The following is a 19,682-nucleotide window of genomic DNA, read 5'->3' as shown; positions in this document are numbered from 1 at the left end:
AAGAAAAACCACAGGCTTTGTAAGGTTATGGTTAACCTGCGGCTCTAAAATAACACCCGTATAACAGGACAGAAATAAACCCAGTTCAAATTTGAAACACAAATGTTAAGAACTTTGAGCTGGCTCGCACAAGCCAGCAACAAAATTACACGTTTGCGCTATTGTCCCCACCGGAAAGGTAGCGTTGTTCAAAGACATCCGACGGAACAGCCGGTGCAAACAGGAAGCCCTGTCCGCCCTCCACGCCCGCTTCAGCCAGCCAGGTGCGCTGCGCGTCTGTCTCAATCCCTTCGGCAATCAGCTGCAGTTTCAGGCTGCGGGCCAGCTGGATAATGGCCTGGACCATGCTGCTGTCTTCCGGCAACCCTTCAACAAAGGCTTTGTCGATTTTCAGCACATCCACCGGCAGGGTTTTCATATGCTGGAGCTGACGCAGCCCGGCATAGCCCATACCGAAATCGTCCAGCGCGATGCGTATACCGGCATTACGCAGCGGTTTCAGAATCGCGACCGCCTCATTAGGATCGTCAATACGCCGGCTTTCCGTGACTTCCAGCGTTAGCGTATCAGGCTTGATCCGGTAACGATGGATCAGCTCCAGCATCTCAGACACCATGGTCGGATGCATCAGCTGCAGGGCGGACAAGTTGACCGACAGCGGGAGCGTCACGCCTCGTTCCTGCCAGGCAGCAAGCTGTCGGCACGACTCCTCCAGCACCCAGTAACCGACGGTGACCATCAGGCCACAGGATTCAATGCGCTCAATGAGCCCTTCCGGCAATTCCCATGAACCATCCGGCTGCTGCACGCGCAGCAGCGCTTCCGCGCTGATCACCTCGCCCGTCAGCAAATTCACCTGCGGCTGGAGCCAGAGGGCAAACTGACGGTTATCCAGCGCGGTCAAAATGTCGCTCTCTTCCGTCAGGCGCTGCTGCGCCCTTTCCATCTGTTCCGGGTCGAAGAACTGGATCTGATTTTTCCCTTTGCGCCGGGCGGTAAACGCCGCCGAGAAAGCACGACGGTAAAGCTGTTCCGCCGTTAAGTCACCGTAGTACATCGCAATACCGATACTGGCGCTTGGACGAAGCTGGATGCCCTGAATGGGCAGCCGCTCATTAATGACAGTGAGTACTTGCTGACCTAACGTGATCGCATGCCACGGCTCTTTCACGCCGTTGGCAATCACCACCAGGTCATACCCGCTGACCTGGGTCAGCACCATGCGTGGGGCCAGCACGGACTTCACTTTCTCCACCAGCGTCAGGAGCAGCATTTCACGCTGGTTCTCTTTGAGCACGCCGGCGGTGTCCTGCAGGGTTTCACAGGCGATCACCATCAGCGCGGTGGTTTGCTGGCGGGCGACAGTCTGTTCCAGCATCGCCATCAGGAAGGCTTTATTGGGCAGCTCCGACACCGGGAAGCGCGTGGCGCTGCTGTTCAGCTCATCCTGCTGGCGCTGCATCCGCTGCTGGTTGAGGTTATAGCTGCGTACCAGCATGCCAATCTCGTCGTCATGATGAAGACGCGGCAGCGGAAGCTGATGCCCCACCTGGTCCTGCGGTGAAAGCGTGTTCAACTCCCGGGCAATCCGGCGTAGCGGATGCACAATCAGACGGTTAATACACCAGGTCAGCGCCACGCTCAGAATAAGCGTCATAAGTAAGCAAGTGGTCACTAACGTGACAACCCAGCTCATGACGAACTTGTACATGCGGTACGAGTCCGCCTGCAGAACAAGGTAGGCCAACGGCTGCGGATTCGCGGGACGCTCAAGCGAATAGACCGGCAGCGAAATCTGCACCGGCAGTTCAAACAGTCGCATCACCATCATGGGGACCGGTCGCTCGGGGATAAAACTCATCCGCAGCGCCTGAAACTGATTGGGTAACACCACGTCTGCGCGGCTCACGACACCGGCAGGCTGAATGCGTTTTAAAATGGTTTCCGCTTCGGGAATATCCCCTTTCAAAATAGAGGCAGAGAGCGGGCCACGCACCGAGCGGGCAATACTTTCTAATTGCGAAGCCGTGTTATAGCGATTCTGCTGTACGGAATGAAACAGCAAAATTACGCAAAAAAGGAGTACAAACAGCATTGTGACGGCAGAAACCATCGCCATCTGTTTGATAGTTAAGGAACGGCTGACACGCAAAATGACTCTCCACAAAACTCGAAGCGCAGGGCGCACCAGGGTGTAAACCTGGTGCGCCTGAGTATACCCGATTGCTGTACTTTTAAGAGAGACTTACAAATGGATTAAGTTAAATCCGATTACCAGTCCGCGTAAGGGATCAGCGGCTGCGGCGGTAAGTCCATATCGCCCTGCCAGCCTGCAGCAGAGTAGCGTACATAAAGCAGTGCGTGGCTTGGGGTATAATCTTTTGCTTCCTGAATATCCACACCGAGGCCCACAAACCAGTTGGACGTGACCCGGCGCTCGATAATGGCCCGTGCGGTATAACCCGTGCCTGAGGAGCTGCTGCCGGTTTCCATTTCGCCTCTGTCGGTGTAGCGACCGGGCTCATCGGTCGGAATCAGTCCCTGAATGGGGTAGCGCATCACGTCGTTAGTTTTAGAATGAGACCATGACACCGATCCGCCCAGCTCCCAGGACCAGTTCTCGGTACGTTTACGCCAGGTGACAGGCAACGCGAAGGAGACATACTCCTGCGGGCTGTAATAACCGCCCTGACCCAGGGTATAACCGCTCAGATCTTTATCGTAGTGCCAGAGCATGTTGCTCACGCCGACGGTCAGACGCTCATTGTTTTTATTGATGAGCTTGTAGTAGTAACCGGTCATCCAGCGGACGCGCCAGTTATCTTCCACATTTTTACCCGTCAGCGTTTCCGCATTCAGGCTCGACCAGACGCCGTGCGCCTCACCTTTGTCATAACTGATGCTCGCGCCACCGCCGGTTGCGCGCACGCCGCCCCAGGTGGTGCCGGTGTTGGTATCTTTTTGCCCGGCAAAGGCGAGCAGAGAGCTGGAGATCGGGCGACGATGGGCGTTAACGGTATAACCGATTGGCCCCAGGTCGCTGCTGTAGCTTACACCACCGACCACGTCAACAACGTCAAAGCCCATCGGCGTGGTACCAATATCCCACGCCCAGGTTTTGTTCTGCCAGCCCACGGCAATACTCGCGCCATTTGCTGACTGATGCGTGTTGCCACTACACGGCGTTTCGGCACAAGTGCCCCATTTCGGATCGTAGGTACCGTTATCGGTGGAAAAGGACCCGGCATCCATATTGACCAAATCGCTACGCAGGAACATACGGCCATCCGCCAGTGGTGCATCCGCCTGTAACATGGTGGTATGCGCTTTAAGATCGGAATAGCCGCCGGTGCCGCTGGAGCCCCAGTAATCATGCTGCAGCGTGACGTTAACATCCTGCTGACGGTACAAATCACCGGCGTCGCTACGCACGCCGCGTTTCAGCCAGTCGTCTTTTTCGTCGTTACGCGTCAGGCGGGTAAAGCTGTCATTGTCAGCCGGACGTGTCGTCGTGACGCCTGACGACACCATCGCATCTTTATACGTTTCCAGTGCCTGCTGAGGCTGACCATTTTGCGTCTGGAAACGGGCGGCATCACGTAATACCAGCGCGTTTTCCATAGATGCAGGCTGTGATTTCGCCTGAGGAATAATCTTGCTGAACGTCTGCTCTGCGGCGGCGGAATCCCCAAGGCCTGCCTGCGCCATCGCGATCCGGCGCTGCATATTGAGCGACAGCGGCTCTCCGTTTTGCGCAGCAGGCAGTTTTGCCAGCGCGGCACGGGCTGCCTCTTTGTTGCCCTGGGCGCTATACACTTCGGTCAGACCGAGGATCGCATCTTCGTTCTGCGGTTCACGCTCCAGCACGGTGTTGTAAGCCGTTTTCGCGGCCTCCAGATCGCCACGCTGCTGCGCCCAGTCCGCAAGGGTTAAGTCGATACGGGTAGAGGACGGTTGCTGGCGAAGGAGGTTTTCCGCCTCCTGCTCTTTGCCGCTGTCGCGCAGTCGGTTTGCCGTTTCCAGCGTCTGGTTACTCTGCAGGCGGTCGGCAAGCTCCTTAATATTGGCGTTCCACTGGCTGCGCGGAAGCGTCTCCAGATGCGTGAGCGCGGCCCGGTCCTGATCGTTTCCGGAGAGATACAGCCCACTGGCATACACCTGTTCCGGATCGGACGGTTTCTGGCTGGCAAGCTGGCGCATCAGGGTATCCGCCTGGCTGCGCTGGCCCGCGCTATAGAGATCGCGCGACAGACGGTAGGTTATCCAGACGTCGCCCGGAGAGAGTGCCAGACGACGACGCTGAATTTCCGCCGCCTGAGCGTATTGGCCCTGGTTTTCCAGCTGTTCCGCCTGGGCTGACAGCTGCTCGTTGGTCAGGCTGCGTTCAATGTCATCAATGCTTCGGCGCTGGCTGGCAGAGAGCGACTGGATAAACTGCGCGGCCTTTTCCGGGGACTGCGCACGATAAACATTGGCAAGGCCACGAACGGCATTGCTGTTACCGCTGTCCATACGCAGCGCCTGACGGTAATAACGTTCCGCCGCAGCCGTGTCTTTACGCGCCGCCGCGGCATCTCCCAGCCCCAGCACCGCATAACTGTCGGTATTGTCGAGGGCACGCGCCTGCTGGTAATAACGTTCCGCCTGCGCCGTATTGTTCGATTTCAGGGCGGTATCACCCTGCTGGATCAGCAGCCAGTAGCGGTTAACTTTCAGCAAACTGTCCCATTTACCGCGGTTATCGCTCTGCGGATCGAGGGCGATCGCCTTTTCAAACTGCGCCACCGCACGGGCGCGATCGCCTTTCTGAGAGTACGCCTGTCCAAGCGCGCCCACGGCTTCGCTGTCGGCATGATTTGCGCTGACCACTTTTTGCAGATCCGCCACCGCCTTATCGCCCTGCCCGGCATCCACCGCCGCCAGCCCTTGTGCTTTCGCACGGAAGGTTGGATCGGCTAGCTGTTTTTGCTGCGTATCAAGTTGAGTACGCGCCGCCGCTACGCTGTCGCCGTCACTGAAGACGCTCAGGTATTTTTGCAGCGCGCTGACGCTGGCGTTGCTGACAGGCTGATCTTTGATCTGCTCATACCACATATCAGATGCCTGGCTGCGGCCATTGCTGGATTTGGCCATCTCCTGCAACACCGCAAAGCCTTCATCGCGACGACCGGTCTGGAACAGCAGCTGTGCCAGCGTGCCCTGCAGCTGCGTATTGCCCGGGCTGCTGGCGTTAATTTTCTTCAGCTGGTTAATGGCGACGCTACGGCGGGCAGGATCTTTCGCCACAACATTCCAGTATTCCGTCGCCACGTCACCGCCCGGCGGATTACCGTCAAAAAGCTTGTCATAGGCCGCAATGGCCTCCTGAGTATGACCCGTTGTAGCCAGTAACCGGGCCTGCTGTAACTGCTGACGGCCTTCAGGCGTAGAAAGCAGCATCGTATTGCGCGAGGACTGATACGCACTGGAGCCCGGCGCGATCCCTTTCAGACGATCCAGCTCTTTTTGCGCACCGGCGTTATCACCCTGACGAAGCAGGTAACGAAAGCGCGCCGCAATGACGTCGGGGTTGTTCGGGTCAATCAGCTCAAGGCGGTAGAGCGACTGACGAACCAAATCCTCACGCTGCGTCGATTCACCCAGCCGCACCTGTTGCAGCAGCTGTTGCTGCTGCGGGGAGTTAGCGGCCTGAGCCAGCGGCATCAGTGCCAGGCTAAGCGATAAACTGAGAAGATTTACTGTGAAGTTGCGCATTCCTGGCCCCAGTCCGGTATTAATTCACCTTGAGCGGTGAAGCGAAAACGATGCTGATCCCATCCTTGCCCGAAGAGAGTCAGTACGTAGCTGTAATAGGCATTATTATCGGGAAAATTATCTGCAACGCGCTGGCGCTGTACCGCCTGCGCATCACGCTGCTGTAAAAAAGGCAGCATCGCAGCGGAAAAGCCGACCGGCCCCTTGCCCGCAGGCTTCCCGCTCGCCACATCCACTTTTTCCGGCGGTACACCGTGTTTCGTTGTCATTGTCGCCATCGGCCGGAAGCGCGTAAGCAACCGGGCTTTCTGGGCGTCTTTGTCACTCATCATTCCGACCCAGAGGTAGACGCGGATGGCGTCGTAGCCGCCCACCAGCGATTTATCCTGCTGCAAATGCCAGCCTCTGTTTTTCTGATACTGCACCCAGTCCGGCGAAAACCCCTTTGGCGCCGTTTCCAGCAACAAGCGCAGGTTGGTTTCACGAAGGGTCGTCCACGGGGCACCAAAGCGCGTGAAATAGCTCGCTATCTGCGGAGGAAGATAGCTGGGGTTAAAGCGCCAGGCTTTCTCCTCGGCAAAACCGACCTTCCCGGGCAGCAGCATGGAGCCGAGTCCCGGTACTTTCACCACTTCCTCATGGGCAATGCGTTTAAGGAGCGCCTTACCCGTGCGGGTATAGTCCGGATGTTTCCACAGCCGGCCCGCCTCAAGCAGTGACCAGGCAATCCAGACATCGGCATCCGAGGCGGAGTTGGTATCGATTATCGCCCAGTTGTCGTGGTCTTTCTGACCCCATAGCCAGGCGGGCAAATTATCGTTCAGATTGCCCCCGGCCAGGTTGTCGCGCGTCCACGTCAGCAATTGATCAAAGGCTTTGCGATCGTTCGCGGCCAGGGCAAAGAACAACGCATAGCTTTGCCCTTCCGACGTGGTGATTTTGCGCGTGTCGCTGGGATCAATGACACGCCCGCTCTCACTGATGTAATCCTTTTTAAACTGCTCCCAGGCAGGCCAGGTGCAGGCGGCGCGAAGAGGGATCGCCGCCAGCATCAACGCTGCTAACACACACCAGCGAAACGCTTTCATCACCTGTTACTCATCCGGGTTAAGGCGACGACGGCTGATGATACGCAGCAGACGCCACAGCACCCACGCCAGCAACACCACGCTGACGGCGGCCAGGATAGCCAGCAGAACCGGATGGTTAGCCAGCGCATACCATAGACGCTCGAACCACGGCAGATGGCCCACATAGTACACATCGCCCACGCGCAGGCTATTGACCCCAGACTCGCGGATCACCGCCACCGAACCATACATCGCGGCACGTTTGCCGCTGTCGTTCATCGCGCTGTTGAGTAACGCATACCCACGCGGGCTGTCCGCCAGGAGCGCCACTACGCTACGCTGCTCGTTGTAAGGTGACTGGAAGCCAACCACCGCGGCCATTGGTCCCTGAGACGTAACGGTTGTCTGCACGCTGGCCTGACGATCGTTAATATCCGGCATAATGCTCGGGAACTCGGTCTGACGCAGTGGCGTGTTAACCCAGGACTGGGCTGCTTTGACCAGCAGATCGATACGCTTGTCATCCTTCAGCTTATCCGGGATGTTACCGATGACCATGATGTCCGCGTCTTTGTTCTGGATCTGGCTACCATCGTCAGTCAACGTGACGTTAATTGCCGGTAATCCGGTCTGCGCACCCACGGACGCCATGGTGTCCAGCAGGGTCGTCACCTGGCCCTCATTTGGCGCTTTTGGCATGACGACAATGGATTCAGAGAGATCGGCCATACGGCTGAACGGGAAGCTGGCATTAGCAAATGCACGCAGGTCCGGCATGGCAAGGAAGTGGTAATACTTCGAGAAGTCGATGGTTGACTCATCCCCAATCACAACGTGGTTCTGTACTTGCTGGAAGGTGATGCAGTTATCCACCGAGCCGCCAGGCATCGGGTTCATGTACTGGAAATCAAAGCGCAGCTGGTTGATCGCCCCAAGCTTCAGCGCCGGAATAGAGACGTCCGTTTTCCCGTCCAGCAGCCCCTGCAACACCGGCAGACGGAGCATCAGTCGGTTAGTATCCTGCGTGCTTGTCAGACTGAAAGATTGCAGGAACTGGTTGTTCAGGCTGATATCCATGCGTGAACTGTCTTTGGTTGCCGGCGCGGTGTAACGGTAGCTCAGATTGATATCAATACCGTTGGTGCGCAGCAGGTACAGGTCTGGCGGCAGATTCAGTGACAGACTAATCGGGGCTGGCTCAAGCCCCGTCGCCTGAAGCTGTTCTTCATACGTTTTCAGTTCGCCAAACGTGACGGCACGGTCAGTACGCACCCAGTTTGGTGCATCATAAGGTTTACGCGGCAGCAGCGGTTTAACCTCATCCACCACCACGCTGTTTCCACGGAACAGAACGTTACCCTGGGCAATGCCCTTGGCCGCCTGTACGAGGTCTTTATCATCACGCCCGAAGACCACCAGCAGCTTCACGTACGGGTTATCCGGGTGGCTCATCATCTCAATGGTCGGCGCTTTTACGTCCGGGTGATCGCGCAGGAAGGCAGGACGTTTCGCGTTGGTCGCAAACACGATCGCGTTTCTGTCCGGCATTTTGTCGTACATCACCGGGAAGTTCTGCCCGCGCCAGCCGGAACGTGAACCAAACCACGATGCCACAATGGTGGCCGCCAGCTGCTCGGTGACGTCCGGAGACGCCGCAAACACCATTGGCAGCACTAACTGACGATTATCACGCGGATCAAAGAACGGAACCGGGAACGACGAGAGGTCGTTTTTCAGCGCCAGCGACTGGTAGGTCATCTGCAGCGAAGAGTTGCGTCCTACGTCTACCCACAGGGTATTGCTGGCAGGGTTCTCACAGACGTCACGGTAGTGACCGACAAACTCCAGACGTATGCGGTTAAAGTCGGTGATGAAAAGGGGGTTAATTGGCACCTGGGCCTGTGTTTTCTTACCCAGTTGCTCTTTTGTGACGGGCAGGACGTCCATCAGCTCATCATTCAGGTAAACCTTCAGCTGAGACTGTACCGGCAACAGCGACGGTGATGGCGTGTATTCAAGGTTCAGCATGGCGTGAGAGACAACCTCATCGCTGCGCATACCGAACTCAATGCCGCCGTTAGGGTTAATACCGCGCAGTACCATGCTGCCCGGCGGCGGCGCAATCTGCGCAAAGCTCAGCTTCACGTCCCGTGACGGGGCATCTTCCGCGACAATAGGCGCGTTTGCTCCCTGTACGCCCGGCATCACCTGGCCGACGACATTGCTGTCTGCCGGCTGGGTGTTGCCGTCCGTAGGCTGGTTCGGAATGACGTTTTCCGTTTGACCGGGTGCCGCGGTGATAACCGGATCGGTCGCCTGGGCGACCACAGGTACCGTCGGAGCAGGCGTTGCCGCTGCGTTATCGGGTGCTGCGTTAGCCATCGTTGTGGGGAGCGCACTTACCCCCATTGCCACTGCACATAACCAGGAAAGTTTAGTTTTCATCGCGTTATCATCATTGTTGAGCCATAACCGGGTCCGCCTGCTTCGCCTCATCCCGCTCGGGACGACGAGGAACGAACGATACGATCCAGGAAACCAGCGAAGTAAGGGACCGGAAAATTAATTTCACCGACGACGGGGCAAATTCTGCAAGGTGACGATAGCCACGGAACCCCAGCTTCAGAATATCCAGCAGGCTTTCCAGAGGTTTATCTTCCGGGAAGCTGTCCTGCCAGAGAGCCCACGTGTCCGCGCGGGCAAACGTACACTGCACAAAATCAATATGTTGCTTTTTCGTCAGCGGCATCAGCTGCAGACCGACTTCATTACCGGCTACACGCACCACCTGCGTCGGGAAGACGTACTCCTGCTGGCCGCGCTTCAGCAGCAGGTTAACCTTCTGCCCTTCCAGCACCTTCGCCTGACCGTTGATTTTTATCCCCAGACCACCGTCTGAGAAGTCGTGCACGGTACAGGAGAAGAGGTGACCATCTTCACGGGCGATTGCCGCAGGCATGCAGATTTCCACGCGATGCGCACGGCGGACCTGTTTGCTCTCCACCGACACCGCAACCGCGCCGCCGAGGATAATCAGGTTGTAGAACACCCATGCCATACTCACGAACACGGTCAGGATCTCGTTTTCCGGGCCGTAGAAGTAGCGCCAGATACCGGCAATCACGCCCACGATATTCAGCAACACCAGGAAGATGTACGGCCGGGAGATGACCCAGTCGACATACTCCTCTTCCACCAGACCGCCTTTCGCGGTGACGTTGAATTTACCTTTGTGCGGGTTGATCAGTGCCACCATCGTCGGCGGCGCGATGTACCAGGCCAGCACCGTTTCGTAGATTTCACTCCAGAACGAATGGCGGTATTTACCCTGAATCTTCGAGTTCGTCAGGCTCGCGTGGATCATGTGCGGCAGAACAAACAGCGCAATCATCAGCGCAGGCGCGTAGATGATATAGGCGTGAAGAAGCAGGAATGCCAGCGGCGCGGTCAGGAAGATGAGGCGCGGGATACCGGACAGGAAGTGGAACATGGCGTTGACGTAGCACAGACGCTGCGCGAGTTTCAGCCCTTTCCCAATCAGGGGGTTATCGAGACGGAAAATCTGCACCATGCCGCGCGCCCAGCGAATACGCTGGCCGATGTGCGCCGAGAGAGATTCCGTTGCCAGACCCGCGGCCTGCGGAATACGCATATACGCGGAGGTGTAGCCCCGACGGTGCAGGCGCAGCGAGGTATGCGCATCTTCGGTGACCGTTTCGACGGCAATGCCACCGATCTCATCCAGCGGTTTACGGCGGATAACCGCACAGGAACCGCAGAAGAAAGTCGCATCCCACATGTCGTTCCCGTCCTGCACCAGGCCATAGAACAGCGTGCCTTCGTTAGGGGTTTTACGGAAACGGCCAAGGTTACGTTCAAATGGATCCGGCGAGAAGAAGTGGTGCGGCGTCTGCATCATCGCCAGCTCTTTCTCCTTCAGGAACCAGCCCATCGTCATCTGCAGGAACGAGCGCGTCGGCACGTGGTCGCAGTCAAAGATTGAGACAAACTCACCTTTGGCATACTTGAGGGCGTTATTGATGTTCCCGGCCTTGGCGTGTTCATGCGTGGTACGGGCGATGTACTCAACACCCACCTCTTCCGCGAACTGGCGGAACGCCGGGCGGCCGCCATCATCCAGGACCCAGATTTTGAGTTTATCTTTCGGCCAGTCGATACCCAGCGCGGCGTAAATCGTGTTTTTTACCACGCTCAGGTCTTCGTTGTAGGTCGGCACGAAGAGATCGACAGACGGCCATTGTGACGTGTCTTTTGGCAGCGGAACCGGCTGACGGTTGAGCGGCCAGATGACCTGGAAATACCCCAGCACCAGTACAACCCAGGCGTACGTTTCCGCAAACAGCAGAACCAGACCGCACACCAGGCTGACAGGGTCATCCCAGTTGAGCGTTGAGGTGTAACGCCACCAGATGTAGCGACAGGAGACGGTCAGCGACAGCACTATCAGCATCAGGGCGGAGAAGCGTCCCGGGATACGGCGCACCAGCAATGCCACGCCCCACAGCAGGATCAGGAAGGTGAACTGTGCCAGAGGGTTAAAGGGCTGCGTAATACAGACCAGGGCCAGAATGAGCGAGAAAACGACGATTACGCCGAGTATAAAACGCCGCAAGCCCGGGTGCAGATGCCCGAGCTCTTTATGGTTATCCAGATGGCTGGTCTTGTCACCCACGCGGTCAGGCAAACTGTCCAGCCACTGGTGATAGCGCTCACGTAAATGTTGCACGCGGGAGAAGCTGCGCCAGCGCGGCGCTTTGTGTTCTGAGCGGGACGACGTGGCCACCAGCCAGACAGCCTGAATGATATAACGCGCCGGATCCAAGGGTCGCGGGCGATCGGGATGAATATGCGGATATAACTCACTGTGCTGCGCACGAATGCGCTGCCAGCGCGGGTGTTCGAGAGGAATGAACGTCCAGGCCAGAATCATCCAGAAGCAGCCGAGCGCGGCGCTGAATGCCGAAGCTCCGTGCCGGCGAAAATGCCGGTAATGTTCGCTCAGACGCGAACTGACCGGCGGGATGAGTAACCAGCTGGCGAGACGGCTCATACAGAACTCCCTGCAGGCTCTGCCCCTTTGGCAAAGTGCAGCAGACACCAGTTCGCCAGCGTCAGGATCTCTTCTGCCGCCAGGGAATCGCTGCGGTATTCACCGAGTGGCTGTTTGGAGGCCAGGCATTCCGCCATGCCCTCATCACGATGGATAACAATCGGCAGCAGACGGCGCTGGCTTTGCAGCCAAACCTGATACAGGTCGTCCTGGATCTGGCTGCCAATGCGTAAATCATTAATCAGGATATGACCATTTTCAGGCAACCCTTGCTGATGCAGACGGATATGGCAATTCGCGTCGACGTTCACAATCGACAGCACGCGATCGCACTGCGCCATAAGCTGTCGGGTCAGCGTGCCGGCGCCGTGCGGCAGATCCAGAAGGATCCACTTATAATGGCCTTTTTCTTTCAGCTCCTGCAGCGCGACGGTGAACTGGGAAAACAGACGCTGATAGGCAGCTTCATTTTCACGCTCGGTAGTGGTCAATTGGCCAAAGGGCAGTACATCAAGCTGCGAGGTATAACGCATACCCGCATCGCGCCAGTCTTTATCATCAAGCAGCGCGCGAGCCCAACCCTCTGTACGCGTAAATTCGACATTAAACGACATGCGCAGCAAATTATCGGCACAGGCGTCAATCACCAATACCGATTCACCTAAAAGCTGTAATGACCACGCCAGCGCCGCGGTAACGGATGTTGTACCTACTCCACCACGGACGCCCTGTAATCCTAGTATGGCCATCAATGGCTCCCTTATTGTTGTTGGGCAAATTCAGCTAATAGCGGCCAACGTTTAATAGCCGCGGCCAACTGTTCCCGCTGGGAAATGTCGGTGTAATCTATTTCAGGTAATGAAAACGCCTGCGTCAGCGCCAGAAAGTCGTTCTGGAATGTGTAACCCAGGGTTGAGTCGACTGGGGTGCCGGGTTCGTTATTATCCATTCTATTCCATCCCTTTGAGTAAAATCGCACAATCAGAAGTAGCGAGGCTTCCTGCCCTATCAAATTTCATTTACATGCTAAATCTGATGTTCTTTAATTTCAATGTTAGGTTTATTTCTACGCTTTCGCTAGTAAACTGAGATACAGAGAAATTAAACGAAAAGAGGGACACCGTGGACTCCATATTTTCTATTGGCATCCAGTCATTATGGGACGAATTGAGCCACATGCCAGTCGGAGGAGTCTGGTGGATTAATACGGATCGTAATGAAGATGCTATCAGTCTGGTAAACAAGACAATTGCCGCTCAGGGCAAGGATTCCCGCGTGGCCGTCGTGAGCATGGGCGAAGAGCCAAAGAAAATTATCACCCTTGAAAACGATCGCGGTCCGCAGACGGTGCGATTATTTTCCATGCCTGCGGAGGCCGATAGTCTATACTTTTTGTCCCGCGACATTCAGTGCTCTATTGATCCCGATCACTATCTGGTGATTCTGAAATGCTCAAATAACGCCCTGCAAAATATCCCTGCTGAAAAACTACTGCCCTGGCTGGAAAAAATCAATAAATGGGCAAAATTTCAAAATTGCACGCTATTGATAGTCAATCCTGGCAGTAATAACGACAAACTGTTTTCCCTTTTAATGGGCGAATATCGCTCCCTGTTTGGTCTGGCGAGTCTTCGGAACCAGGCAGACAGCTATCTCTACGATATTGCGTTCTGGTGTAATGAAAAAGGCGTAAGCGCCAGACAACAGCTCACCCTTAAACATATTGAGGGCGAATGGCACCTGGCGCAGCAGGAAGAAACCGTGGTGCAACCGCGCAGCGATGAAAAACGAATCCTGAGCCATATTGCCGTTTTAGAGGGGGCGCCTGCGCTCTCGGAAAATTGGTCGTTGTTTGATTCTAACGAAGCGCTTTTTAATGAAGCTCGCACAACCCAGGCAGCAACCATTGTTTTTTCGCTCATGCAAAATAACCAGATTGAAACGCTGGCGCGACAGATCCACACCTTACGTCGCCAGCGCGGAAGCGCCTTAAAAATAGTGGTGCGCGAAAATAACACCAGCCTTCGCGCCACGGATGAGCGCCTGCTTCTGGGCTGCGGTGCCAATATGGTGATTCCGTGGAATGCGCCGTTATCACGCTGCCTGACGCTTCTCGAAAGCGTTCAGGGTCAGCAGTTCAACCGTCACGTACCGGAAGATATCTCCACCCTGCTCTCCATGACGCAGCCGATGAAGCTGCGCGGATACCAGAAATGGGATACCTTCTGCGACGCCGTCGGCAACATGATGAGCAACACGCTGCTTCCTGCAGACGGGAAAGGGGTGATGGTTGCCCTGCGCCCGGTACCGGGTATCCGCGTTGAACAGGCGCTCACGTTATGCCGTCCGAACCGCACAGGAGACATCATGACCATCGGCGACAACCGCCTGGTGCTGTTCTTGTCCTTCTGCCGGATAAACGATCTTGATACCGCCCTTAACCATATCTTCCCCCTGCCAACCGGGGATATTTTCTCGAACCGTATGATCTGGTTCGAAGATAATTCTATCAGTGCAGAGCTGGTGCAGATGCGCGCCCTCGAGCCTGAACAATGGGCGAAACCTCTCACTGTGAAGAGCGATGCCAAACCGATTCTCAACGCCCGACATGACGGACACGTCTGGCGGCGAATACCGGAACCCCTTCGCCTGTTAACTGAGAATGGGGAGAACGCACCATCATGAATATCAGCGATATCATTCAACTGGTCGTATTCTGTGCGCTGATCTTTTTCCCGCTTGGCTACTATGCACGCCATTCCATACGCCGTATCCGCGATACGGCCAGAGTGCTGTTTGTAAAACCTCGCTATGTAAAACCAGCCGGAACACTGACACGGGCATCACACGTCAAGGCAGACCGAAAACATGACTAATTCTACCTATACCGCTTCGTCACCATCGCCGCTCTGGCAATACTGGCGCGGCCTTTCCGGCTGGAACTTCTACTTTCTGGTGAAGTTTGGTCTGCTGTGGGCAGGCTATCTGAATTTCCATCCCCTGCTCAACCTGGTGTTTATGGCTTTCCTGCTGATGCCTTTGCCCAATATCAGGCTGCATTGCTTGCGTCACTGGATTGCTATCCCTGTCGGCTTTGCTCTGTTCTGGCATGACACCTGGCTGCCGGGACCGGACAGCATTATGAGTCAGGGTTCGCAGGTGGCAGGGTTTAGCGCCAGCTATGTCCTTGACCTGACCGAGCGCTTTATTAACTGGCAAATGATAGGTGCCGTCTTTGTGCTGCTGGTGGCCTGGCTGTTCCTGTCACAATGGATCCGCGTCACGGTATTTGTCGTCGCCATTATGATCTGGCTGAACGTGCTGACGCTTGCGGGTCCAGACTTCTCCCTGTGGCCCGCGGGTCAACCCACGACCACGGTGACCACTACCGGGGGAAGTGCAGCGGCAACCGTCACGACGGCAGGTGATACGCCTGTGGTCGGCGATATCCCGACGCAGACCGCACCGCCGACGTCCACTAACCTGAACGCCTGGCTCTCCAGCTTCTATACCGCGGAAGATAAACGTCAGACCAAATTCCCGGAAGCCCTGCCGGCGGATGCTCAGCCGTTTGAGCTGCTGGTGATCAACATCTGTTCCCTCTCCTGGGCTGACGTCGATGCCGCGGGTTTGATGTCTCACCCGCTGTGGTCCCATTTCGATATCCAGTTTAAAGACTTTAACTCTGCCACCTCGTACAGCGGCCCGGCGGCAATTCGCCTGCTTCGTGCAAGCTGCGGTCAGACATCGCATAAGAACCTGTATCAACCCGCCGGCAACCAGTGTTATCTGTTCGATAACCTCTCAAAACTGGGCTTCACGCAGCATCTGATGCTGGGACATAACGGCCAGTTCGGTAACTTCCTGAAAGAGGTGCGCGAACAGGGTGGTATGCAGGCACAGCTGATGGATCAAACCGGACTGCCGGTCACTCTGCTGGGCTTTGACGGTTCACCTGTTTATGACGATACCGCCGTGCTGCAACGCTGGCTGAAGACCATCGAAAAAGACAGTAATCCGCGCAGTGCAACGTTCTACAACACGCTGCCGCTTCACGATGGTAACCACTTCCCTGGCGTGAGCAAAACGGCAGATTATAAAGTTCGTGTGCAGAAATTCTTCGATGAACTGGACGCATTCTTTACGGAGCTGGATAAATCGGGCCGTAAAGTGATGGTGGTTGTGGTACCTGAACACGGCGCCGCGCTGAAAGGCGACAGAATGCAGGTGTCAGGTCTGCGTGATATCCCTAGCCCGTCGATTACCAACGTACCGGCAGGCATTAAATTCTTTGGTATGAAGGCACCTCATCAGGGCGCACCGATTGAGATCGCTCAGCCAACCAGCTATCTGGCCATTTCAGAACTGGTTGCCCGCGCGGTTGACGGCAAACTGTTTGTGGAAGACAGCGTGAACTGGGATCAGCTCACCAGTAACCTGCCGCAAACTGCCGAAGTCTCTGAGAACGCGAACGCGGTCGTGATTCAGTATCAGAACAAACCGTACGTTCGCCTGAACGGTGGAGACTGGGTACCTTATCCGCAGTAAACCGCATTTCCCTCTCCCCCCAGGGGAGAGGGCTCACCCGTTCCGTTATGGCTGCTCAGCAAGCCATACAAGCATTTTCAGGCTTGCGGAGTAGTAATCATCCTTTGCAGCGATCTCGGGTTCTCCGGATGGCTGTCCCATCGTTAAATCACGAACCGCCAGCAGCCCCCCTTCCATCATGTAAGGCGCATATTCATTGGTCGTCACGTTTACCCATGCGGGAGTTTGTTCGCGGGGGAACTGACCGAACCAGGCTCGCCACGGCGTTAACAGCGGGCTCTTCTTATCAGACCAGGCCAGGTAAAGTGGAATGCGGATCGCGTCGTAGCTCATTCGTGGCGGCCAGGCTTTGGCCGGGGACAGCGTGCCCGTAGAGCCCAGTGAGACCCAGTCCGTGGGAAGTCTGACTTTACCCGATCCCATTTTTGCCAGCAAGCGATGGCCATCCTGAATCAACTTGCCCCAGACCGGCGAATGGCTGCGACTGGCAAAGGCCTGCCAGGCCGGGAAGACGAAATAAGAGGGGTTTAGCACGATCTCACCGTCGAGGGTAAACCCCTGAACGCCGGGCAGCATCACGCGGTAACCCGCATAACGGGTTACGGTGTGGCTAATGAGTGCTTTCGTTATCGCATCCGATGCGGCGCTGTACTGTTTGTCATGCCAGCGCGTATCCGCTTTCAACAGCGCCCAGGCAATCAGGACATCGCCATCGGCGGCGTTATTTTTGTCGGCAATCGGGTTGGACTCGGCAGGATTATAACGCCAGTAAAACAGACCATTTTCTTTGTTCTTTAGCGTACCGTCAGTCCATTTCCAGAGCTTATCGAACGTGGCTTTATCGTCGTTAGCCACCGCCATCAGCATGGCGAAGCCCTGGCCTTCAGTATGCGAAACATTGCCGTTGCCGGTATCGACAATCCGCCCTTCAGGCGTAAAGAAGCGTGCTTTGTAACTCTCCCAGGCCTGGCCCGCCTGAGAGAGGGGGGAGAACAGTAAACTCATCATGACGGCCAGAGCGGCGCATGCGGGTTTTCGCATAATGGGTTATTCCGCGCTGCGCAGTGAAATCTCACCGCCCACCCAGGGTTTAATCACGCCATCCTGCTCCAGGAGCAACGCGCCCTGTGCGTCGATGCCGCGGGAAATACCGTAGATCTCTTTATCACCAATCAGCAATTTCACCGGACGGTTAATAAAGTTATCCAGCTTTTCCCAACGGGACAGGAAGGATGCCAGCCCCTCTTGTTCAAAGAGCGAAAGCGAACTGCGTAATTCTTTAATCATACGCACGGCAAGGGTGTTGCGATCGATGGTGATCCCCGCTTCCTGCAGGTTGGTCCACGCCTGATTCACCACGTCATTTTGTACATTGCGCATCACCATATTGAGGCCTGCACCAATGACAATTTGCGCCGCGTCGCCTGTTTTACCCGTTAATTCAACGAGAATACCGGCAAGTTTACGATCGTTCAGATAAAGATCGTTTGGCCATTTCACCCGCACCTTATCAGCGCCCAGATCGTGCAGCACTTCTGCCATCACAATCCCGATGACCAGACTCAGGCCAACAGCAGCAGCGGGACCCTGCTCCAGACGCCAGTACATGGAGAGATAGAGGTTGGCACCAAATGGCGAAAACCACTTGCGGCCTCGACGGCCACGCCCGGCCTGCTGGTACTCGGCTACACAGGCATCCCCGGAGGATAATTCGCTGAGTCGATCCATAAGGTACTGGTTGGTCGAATCGATCACCGGCAAGACCGCAACATTGCCATGCTCTACCTGGCTGCGGATCAGCTCTTCATTCAGCAGCTGAATCGGCTCCGGCAGGCTGTAGCCTTTTCCGGGTACCGTAAAGACATCGACACCCCAGTCGCGGAGGGTCTGGATATGCTTGTTAATGGCGGCACGGCTCATGCCCAGGTGTTCACCCAGCTGCTCGCCGGAATGGAATTCACCGTCGGCAAGAATGCTTATCAGGGTTAAAGGGATAGTATTGTCCTTCACGCGATAACCTCCACAGCATTCACTTCACCCGTACGGCCAATGAAGCGGACCTCTGGCTCCAGCCAGACGTTAAATTTTTCGCCCACTTGCTGACGGACGTGATGGGCCAACTGGACAACATCCTCGCTGGTCGCATCGTTTTGATTAATCAGCACCAGAGCCTGCTGGCGATGAACGGCCGCACCGCCCACGGAGGCGCCTTTTAACTGGCACTGATCGATAAGCCAGCCCGCGGCCAGCTTCACGCTACCATCCGCCTGTGGGTAATGGGGCGCGGCAGGCCAACCTGCAAGAAACGCTTGTGCGTTTTCGCTGCTGATAACCGGGTTTTTGAAGAAGCTTCCCGCATTTCCATTCACTTTAGGATCAGGAAGTTTGGTCGTGCGCATATGGCACACCGAGTCAAAAACATCACGGGCAGTCGCTGTTTCGGGATCGAGACGCGTTAAATCACCGTAGGTCAGCACCGGCTGCCAGTTTTTTGACAGACGCAGGCCTACGGCGACAATCACGTAGCGATCCTGATATTCATGCTTGAAAATACTGTCACGGTAGCCAAAACGGCACTGTTCAGCGGTTAAACGCTGAGCCGCGCCGGTCGCCAGCTCAATACAATCTACGTATTCACAAACGTGTTTCAGTTCGATGCCATAGGCACCGATATTTTGAATGGGGGATGATCCGGCGCAGCCAGGGATAAGGGCAAGGTTTTCCAGTCCTGGCATCCCTTTGTCCAGGGTGTATTGCACCAGATGATGCCAGTTTTCACCGGCGCCAACGTGCAGATGCCAGCTATCGGCGCGCTCTTCCACATCAATTCCCATGATGCGGTTAACGATCACCGTTCCCGCAAAATCATCGAGAAACAGGACATTACTTCCTTCGCCCAGAATCAGTACAGGTTCGTCTTGTTCTGTTGCGCTTTGCCAGGCATCCAGCAGCTGCTGTGCAGTATCGGCACGTACAATTTTATTAGCATTACGTTGAATGCCAAAGGTATTCCAGGGCTTAAGGGAGTGATTCATAGACGCTATCCTGAGACAAAAACCGGGATAGTTTACCGTATATACGGGGGGATAGGTGATTAGTTTAGAGCAACGAGGAAGGGATAAAAACGCAAAAAGGCCATCCTTTCGGATGGCCTCTTCACTTATTTGATGCCTGGCAGTTCCCTACTCTCGCATGGGGAGACCCCACACTACCATCGGCGCTACGGCGTTTCACTTCTG

General features: G+C 55.9%; 13 protein-coding genes. 3 read left to right on the top strand and 10 right to left on the bottom strand.

Going from position 1 to position 19,682, the window contains the following annotated elements:
- Positions 1-145: 145 nt before the first annotated feature.
- The 7 genes from hmsP to bcsR all read right to left on the bottom strand — a co-directional run bounded on the left by hmsP (position 146) and on the right by bcsR (position 12,844).
- Positions 146-2,152, bottom strand: a complete 2,007-nt coding sequence (gene hmsP / locus QMG44_RS18905; protein WP_025202803.1) for a biofilm formation regulator HmsP — start codon at positions 2,150-2,152, stop codon at positions 146-148.
- Between the two features lie 119 nt (positions 2,153-2,271).
- A complete protein-coding gene (gene bcsC / locus QMG44_RS18900; protein WP_281853238.1) occupies positions 2,272-5,754 on the bottom strand; it encodes a cellulose synthase complex outer membrane protein BcsC in 3,483 nt (1,160 codons plus the stop codon).
- Complete coding sequence (gene bcsZ / locus QMG44_RS18895; protein WP_020884485.1) at positions 5,736-6,842, bottom strand: cellulose synthase complex periplasmic endoglucanase BcsZ; 1,107 nt, start codon at positions 6,840-6,842, stop codon at positions 5,736-5,738. The genes bcsC and bcsZ overlap by 19 nt, the downstream gene beginning before the upstream one ends.
- A gap of 6 nt (positions 6,843-6,848) precedes the next feature.
- The gene (gene bcsB, locus QMG44_RS18890; protein ID WP_086532999.1) at positions 6,849-9,269 is read right to left on the bottom strand and encodes a cellulose biosynthesis cyclic di-GMP-binding regulatory protein BcsB; all 2,421 of its coding nucleotides are present in this window, start codon (positions 9,267-9,269) and stop codon (positions 6,849-6,851) included.
- 10 nt (positions 9,270-9,279) lie between these two features.
- The gene (bcsA, locus tag QMG44_RS18885; protein WP_047355815.1) at positions 9,280-11,895 is read right to left on the bottom strand and encodes a UDP-forming cellulose synthase catalytic subunit; all 2,616 of its coding nucleotides are present in this window, start codon (positions 11,893-11,895) and stop codon (positions 9,280-9,282) included.
- Positions 11,892-12,644 carry a cellulose biosynthesis protein BcsQ gene (gene bcsQ, locus QMG44_RS18880; protein ID WP_086533000.1) on the bottom strand — a complete coding sequence of 251 codons (753 nt, stop codon included), beginning with the start codon at positions 12,642-12,644 and terminating at the stop codon, positions 11,892-11,894. The genes bcsA and bcsQ overlap by 4 nt, the downstream gene beginning before the upstream one ends.
- A gap of 11 nt (positions 12,645-12,655) precedes the next feature.
- The gene (gene bcsR / locus QMG44_RS18875; protein ID WP_020884481.1) at positions 12,656-12,844 is read right to left on the bottom strand and encodes a cellulose biosynthesis protein BcsR; all 189 of its coding nucleotides are present in this window, start codon (positions 12,842-12,844) and stop codon (positions 12,656-12,658) included.
- 173 nt (positions 12,845-13,017) lie between these two features.
- On the opposite strand from bcsR, the gene bcsE reads away from it, so the two are divergent.
- Genes bcsE through bcsG form a run of 3 tightly spaced genes read left to right on the top strand, consistent with a single transcriptional unit; the run spans position 13,018 to position 16,443 of the window.
- Positions 13,018-14,580, top strand: a complete 1,563-nt coding sequence (bcsE, locus tag QMG44_RS18870) for a cellulose biosynthesis c-di-GMP-binding protein BcsE (protein WP_020884480.1) — start codon at positions 13,018-13,020, stop codon at positions 14,578-14,580.
- Positions 14,574-14,771, top strand: a complete 198-nt coding sequence (gene bcsF, locus QMG44_RS18865) for a cellulose biosynthesis protein BcsF (protein ID WP_025202797.1) — start codon at positions 14,574-14,576, stop codon at positions 14,769-14,771. Before bcsE ends, bcsF begins: the two co-directional genes overlap by 7 nt.
- Positions 14,764-16,443, top strand: a complete 1,680-nt coding sequence (gene bcsG / locus QMG44_RS18860) for a cellulose biosynthesis protein BcsG (protein WP_281853236.1) — start codon at positions 14,764-14,766, stop codon at positions 16,441-16,443. The genes bcsF and bcsG overlap by 8 nt, the downstream gene beginning before the upstream one ends.
- 45 nt (positions 16,444-16,488) lie before the next feature.
- On the opposite strand, the gene QMG44_RS18855 is transcribed toward bcsG, so the two are convergent.
- Genes QMG44_RS18855 through murB form a run of 3 tightly spaced genes read right to left on the bottom strand, consistent with a single transcriptional unit; the run spans position 16,489 to position 19,478 of the window.
- Positions 16,489-17,484 (bottom strand): glycosyl hydrolase family 8, encoded by a 996-nt coding sequence (locus tag QMG44_RS18855; RefSeq protein ID WP_086533002.1) that lies wholly within the window; start codon positions 17,482-17,484, stop codon positions 16,489-16,491.
- 6 nt (positions 17,485-17,490) lie between these two features.
- Positions 17,491-18,453, bottom strand: coding sequence for a bifunctional biotin--[acetyl-CoA-carboxylase] ligase/biotin operon repressor BirA (birA, locus tag QMG44_RS18850; RefSeq protein WP_032680102.1), 963 nt, complete (start codon positions 18,451-18,453; stop codon positions 17,491-17,493).
- The gene (gene murB, locus QMG44_RS18845; protein WP_044868115.1) at positions 18,450-19,478 is read right to left on the bottom strand and encodes a UDP-N-acetylmuramate dehydrogenase; all 1,029 of its coding nucleotides are present in this window, start codon (positions 19,476-19,478) and stop codon (positions 18,450-18,452) included. The genes birA and murB overlap by 4 nt, the downstream gene beginning before the upstream one ends.
- Between the last annotated feature and the right edge of the window lie 204 nt (positions 19,479-19,682).

Origin of the sequence: Enterobacter sp. 200527-13 (assembly GCF_027924865.1) — a bacterium.
Taxonomy (GTDB): Bacteria; Pseudomonadota; Gammaproteobacteria; order Enterobacterales; family Enterobacteriaceae; genus Enterobacter; species Enterobacter ludwigii.
This window is presented reverse-complemented; position numbering and strand designations above follow the sequence as displayed.

What these genes read in the sequence shown, in the direction of transcription:
- bcsC (WP_281853238.1), bottom strand. Translation starts at nt 5,754, where the DNA reads ATGCGCAACTTCACAGTAAATCTTCTCAGTTTATCGCTTAGCCTGGCA.
- bcsZ (WP_020884485.1), bottom strand. Translation starts at nt 6,842, where the DNA reads ATGAAAGCGTTTCGCTGGTGTGTGTTAGCAGCGTTGATGCTGGCGGCG.
- bcsB (WP_086532999.1), bottom strand. Translation starts at nt 9,269, where the DNA reads ATGAAAACTAAACTTTCCTGGTTATGTGCAGTGGCAATGGGGGTAAGT.
- bcsA (WP_047355815.1), bottom strand. Translation starts at nt 11,895, where the DNA reads ATGAGCCGTCTCGCCAGCTGGTTACTCATCCCGCCGGTCAGTTCGCGT.
- bcsQ (WP_086533000.1), bottom strand. Translation starts at nt 12,644, where the DNA reads ATGGCCATACTAGGATTACAGGGCGTCCGTGGTGGAGTAGGTACAACA.
- bcsR (WP_020884481.1), bottom strand. Translation starts at nt 12,844, where the DNA reads ATGGATAATAACGAACCCGGCACCCCAGTCGACTCAACCCTGGGTTAC.
- bcsG (WP_281853236.1), top strand. Translation starts at nt 14,764, where the DNA reads ATGACTAATTCTACCTATACCGCTTCGTCACCATCGCCGCTCTGGCAA.
- QMG44_RS18855 (WP_086533002.1), bottom strand. Translation starts at nt 17,484, where the DNA reads ATGCGAAAACCCGCATGCGCCGCTCTGGCCGTCATGATGAGTTTACTG.
- murB (WP_044868115.1), bottom strand. Translation starts at nt 19,478, where the DNA reads ATGAATCACTCCCTTAAGCCCTGGAATACCTTTGGCATTCAACGTAAT.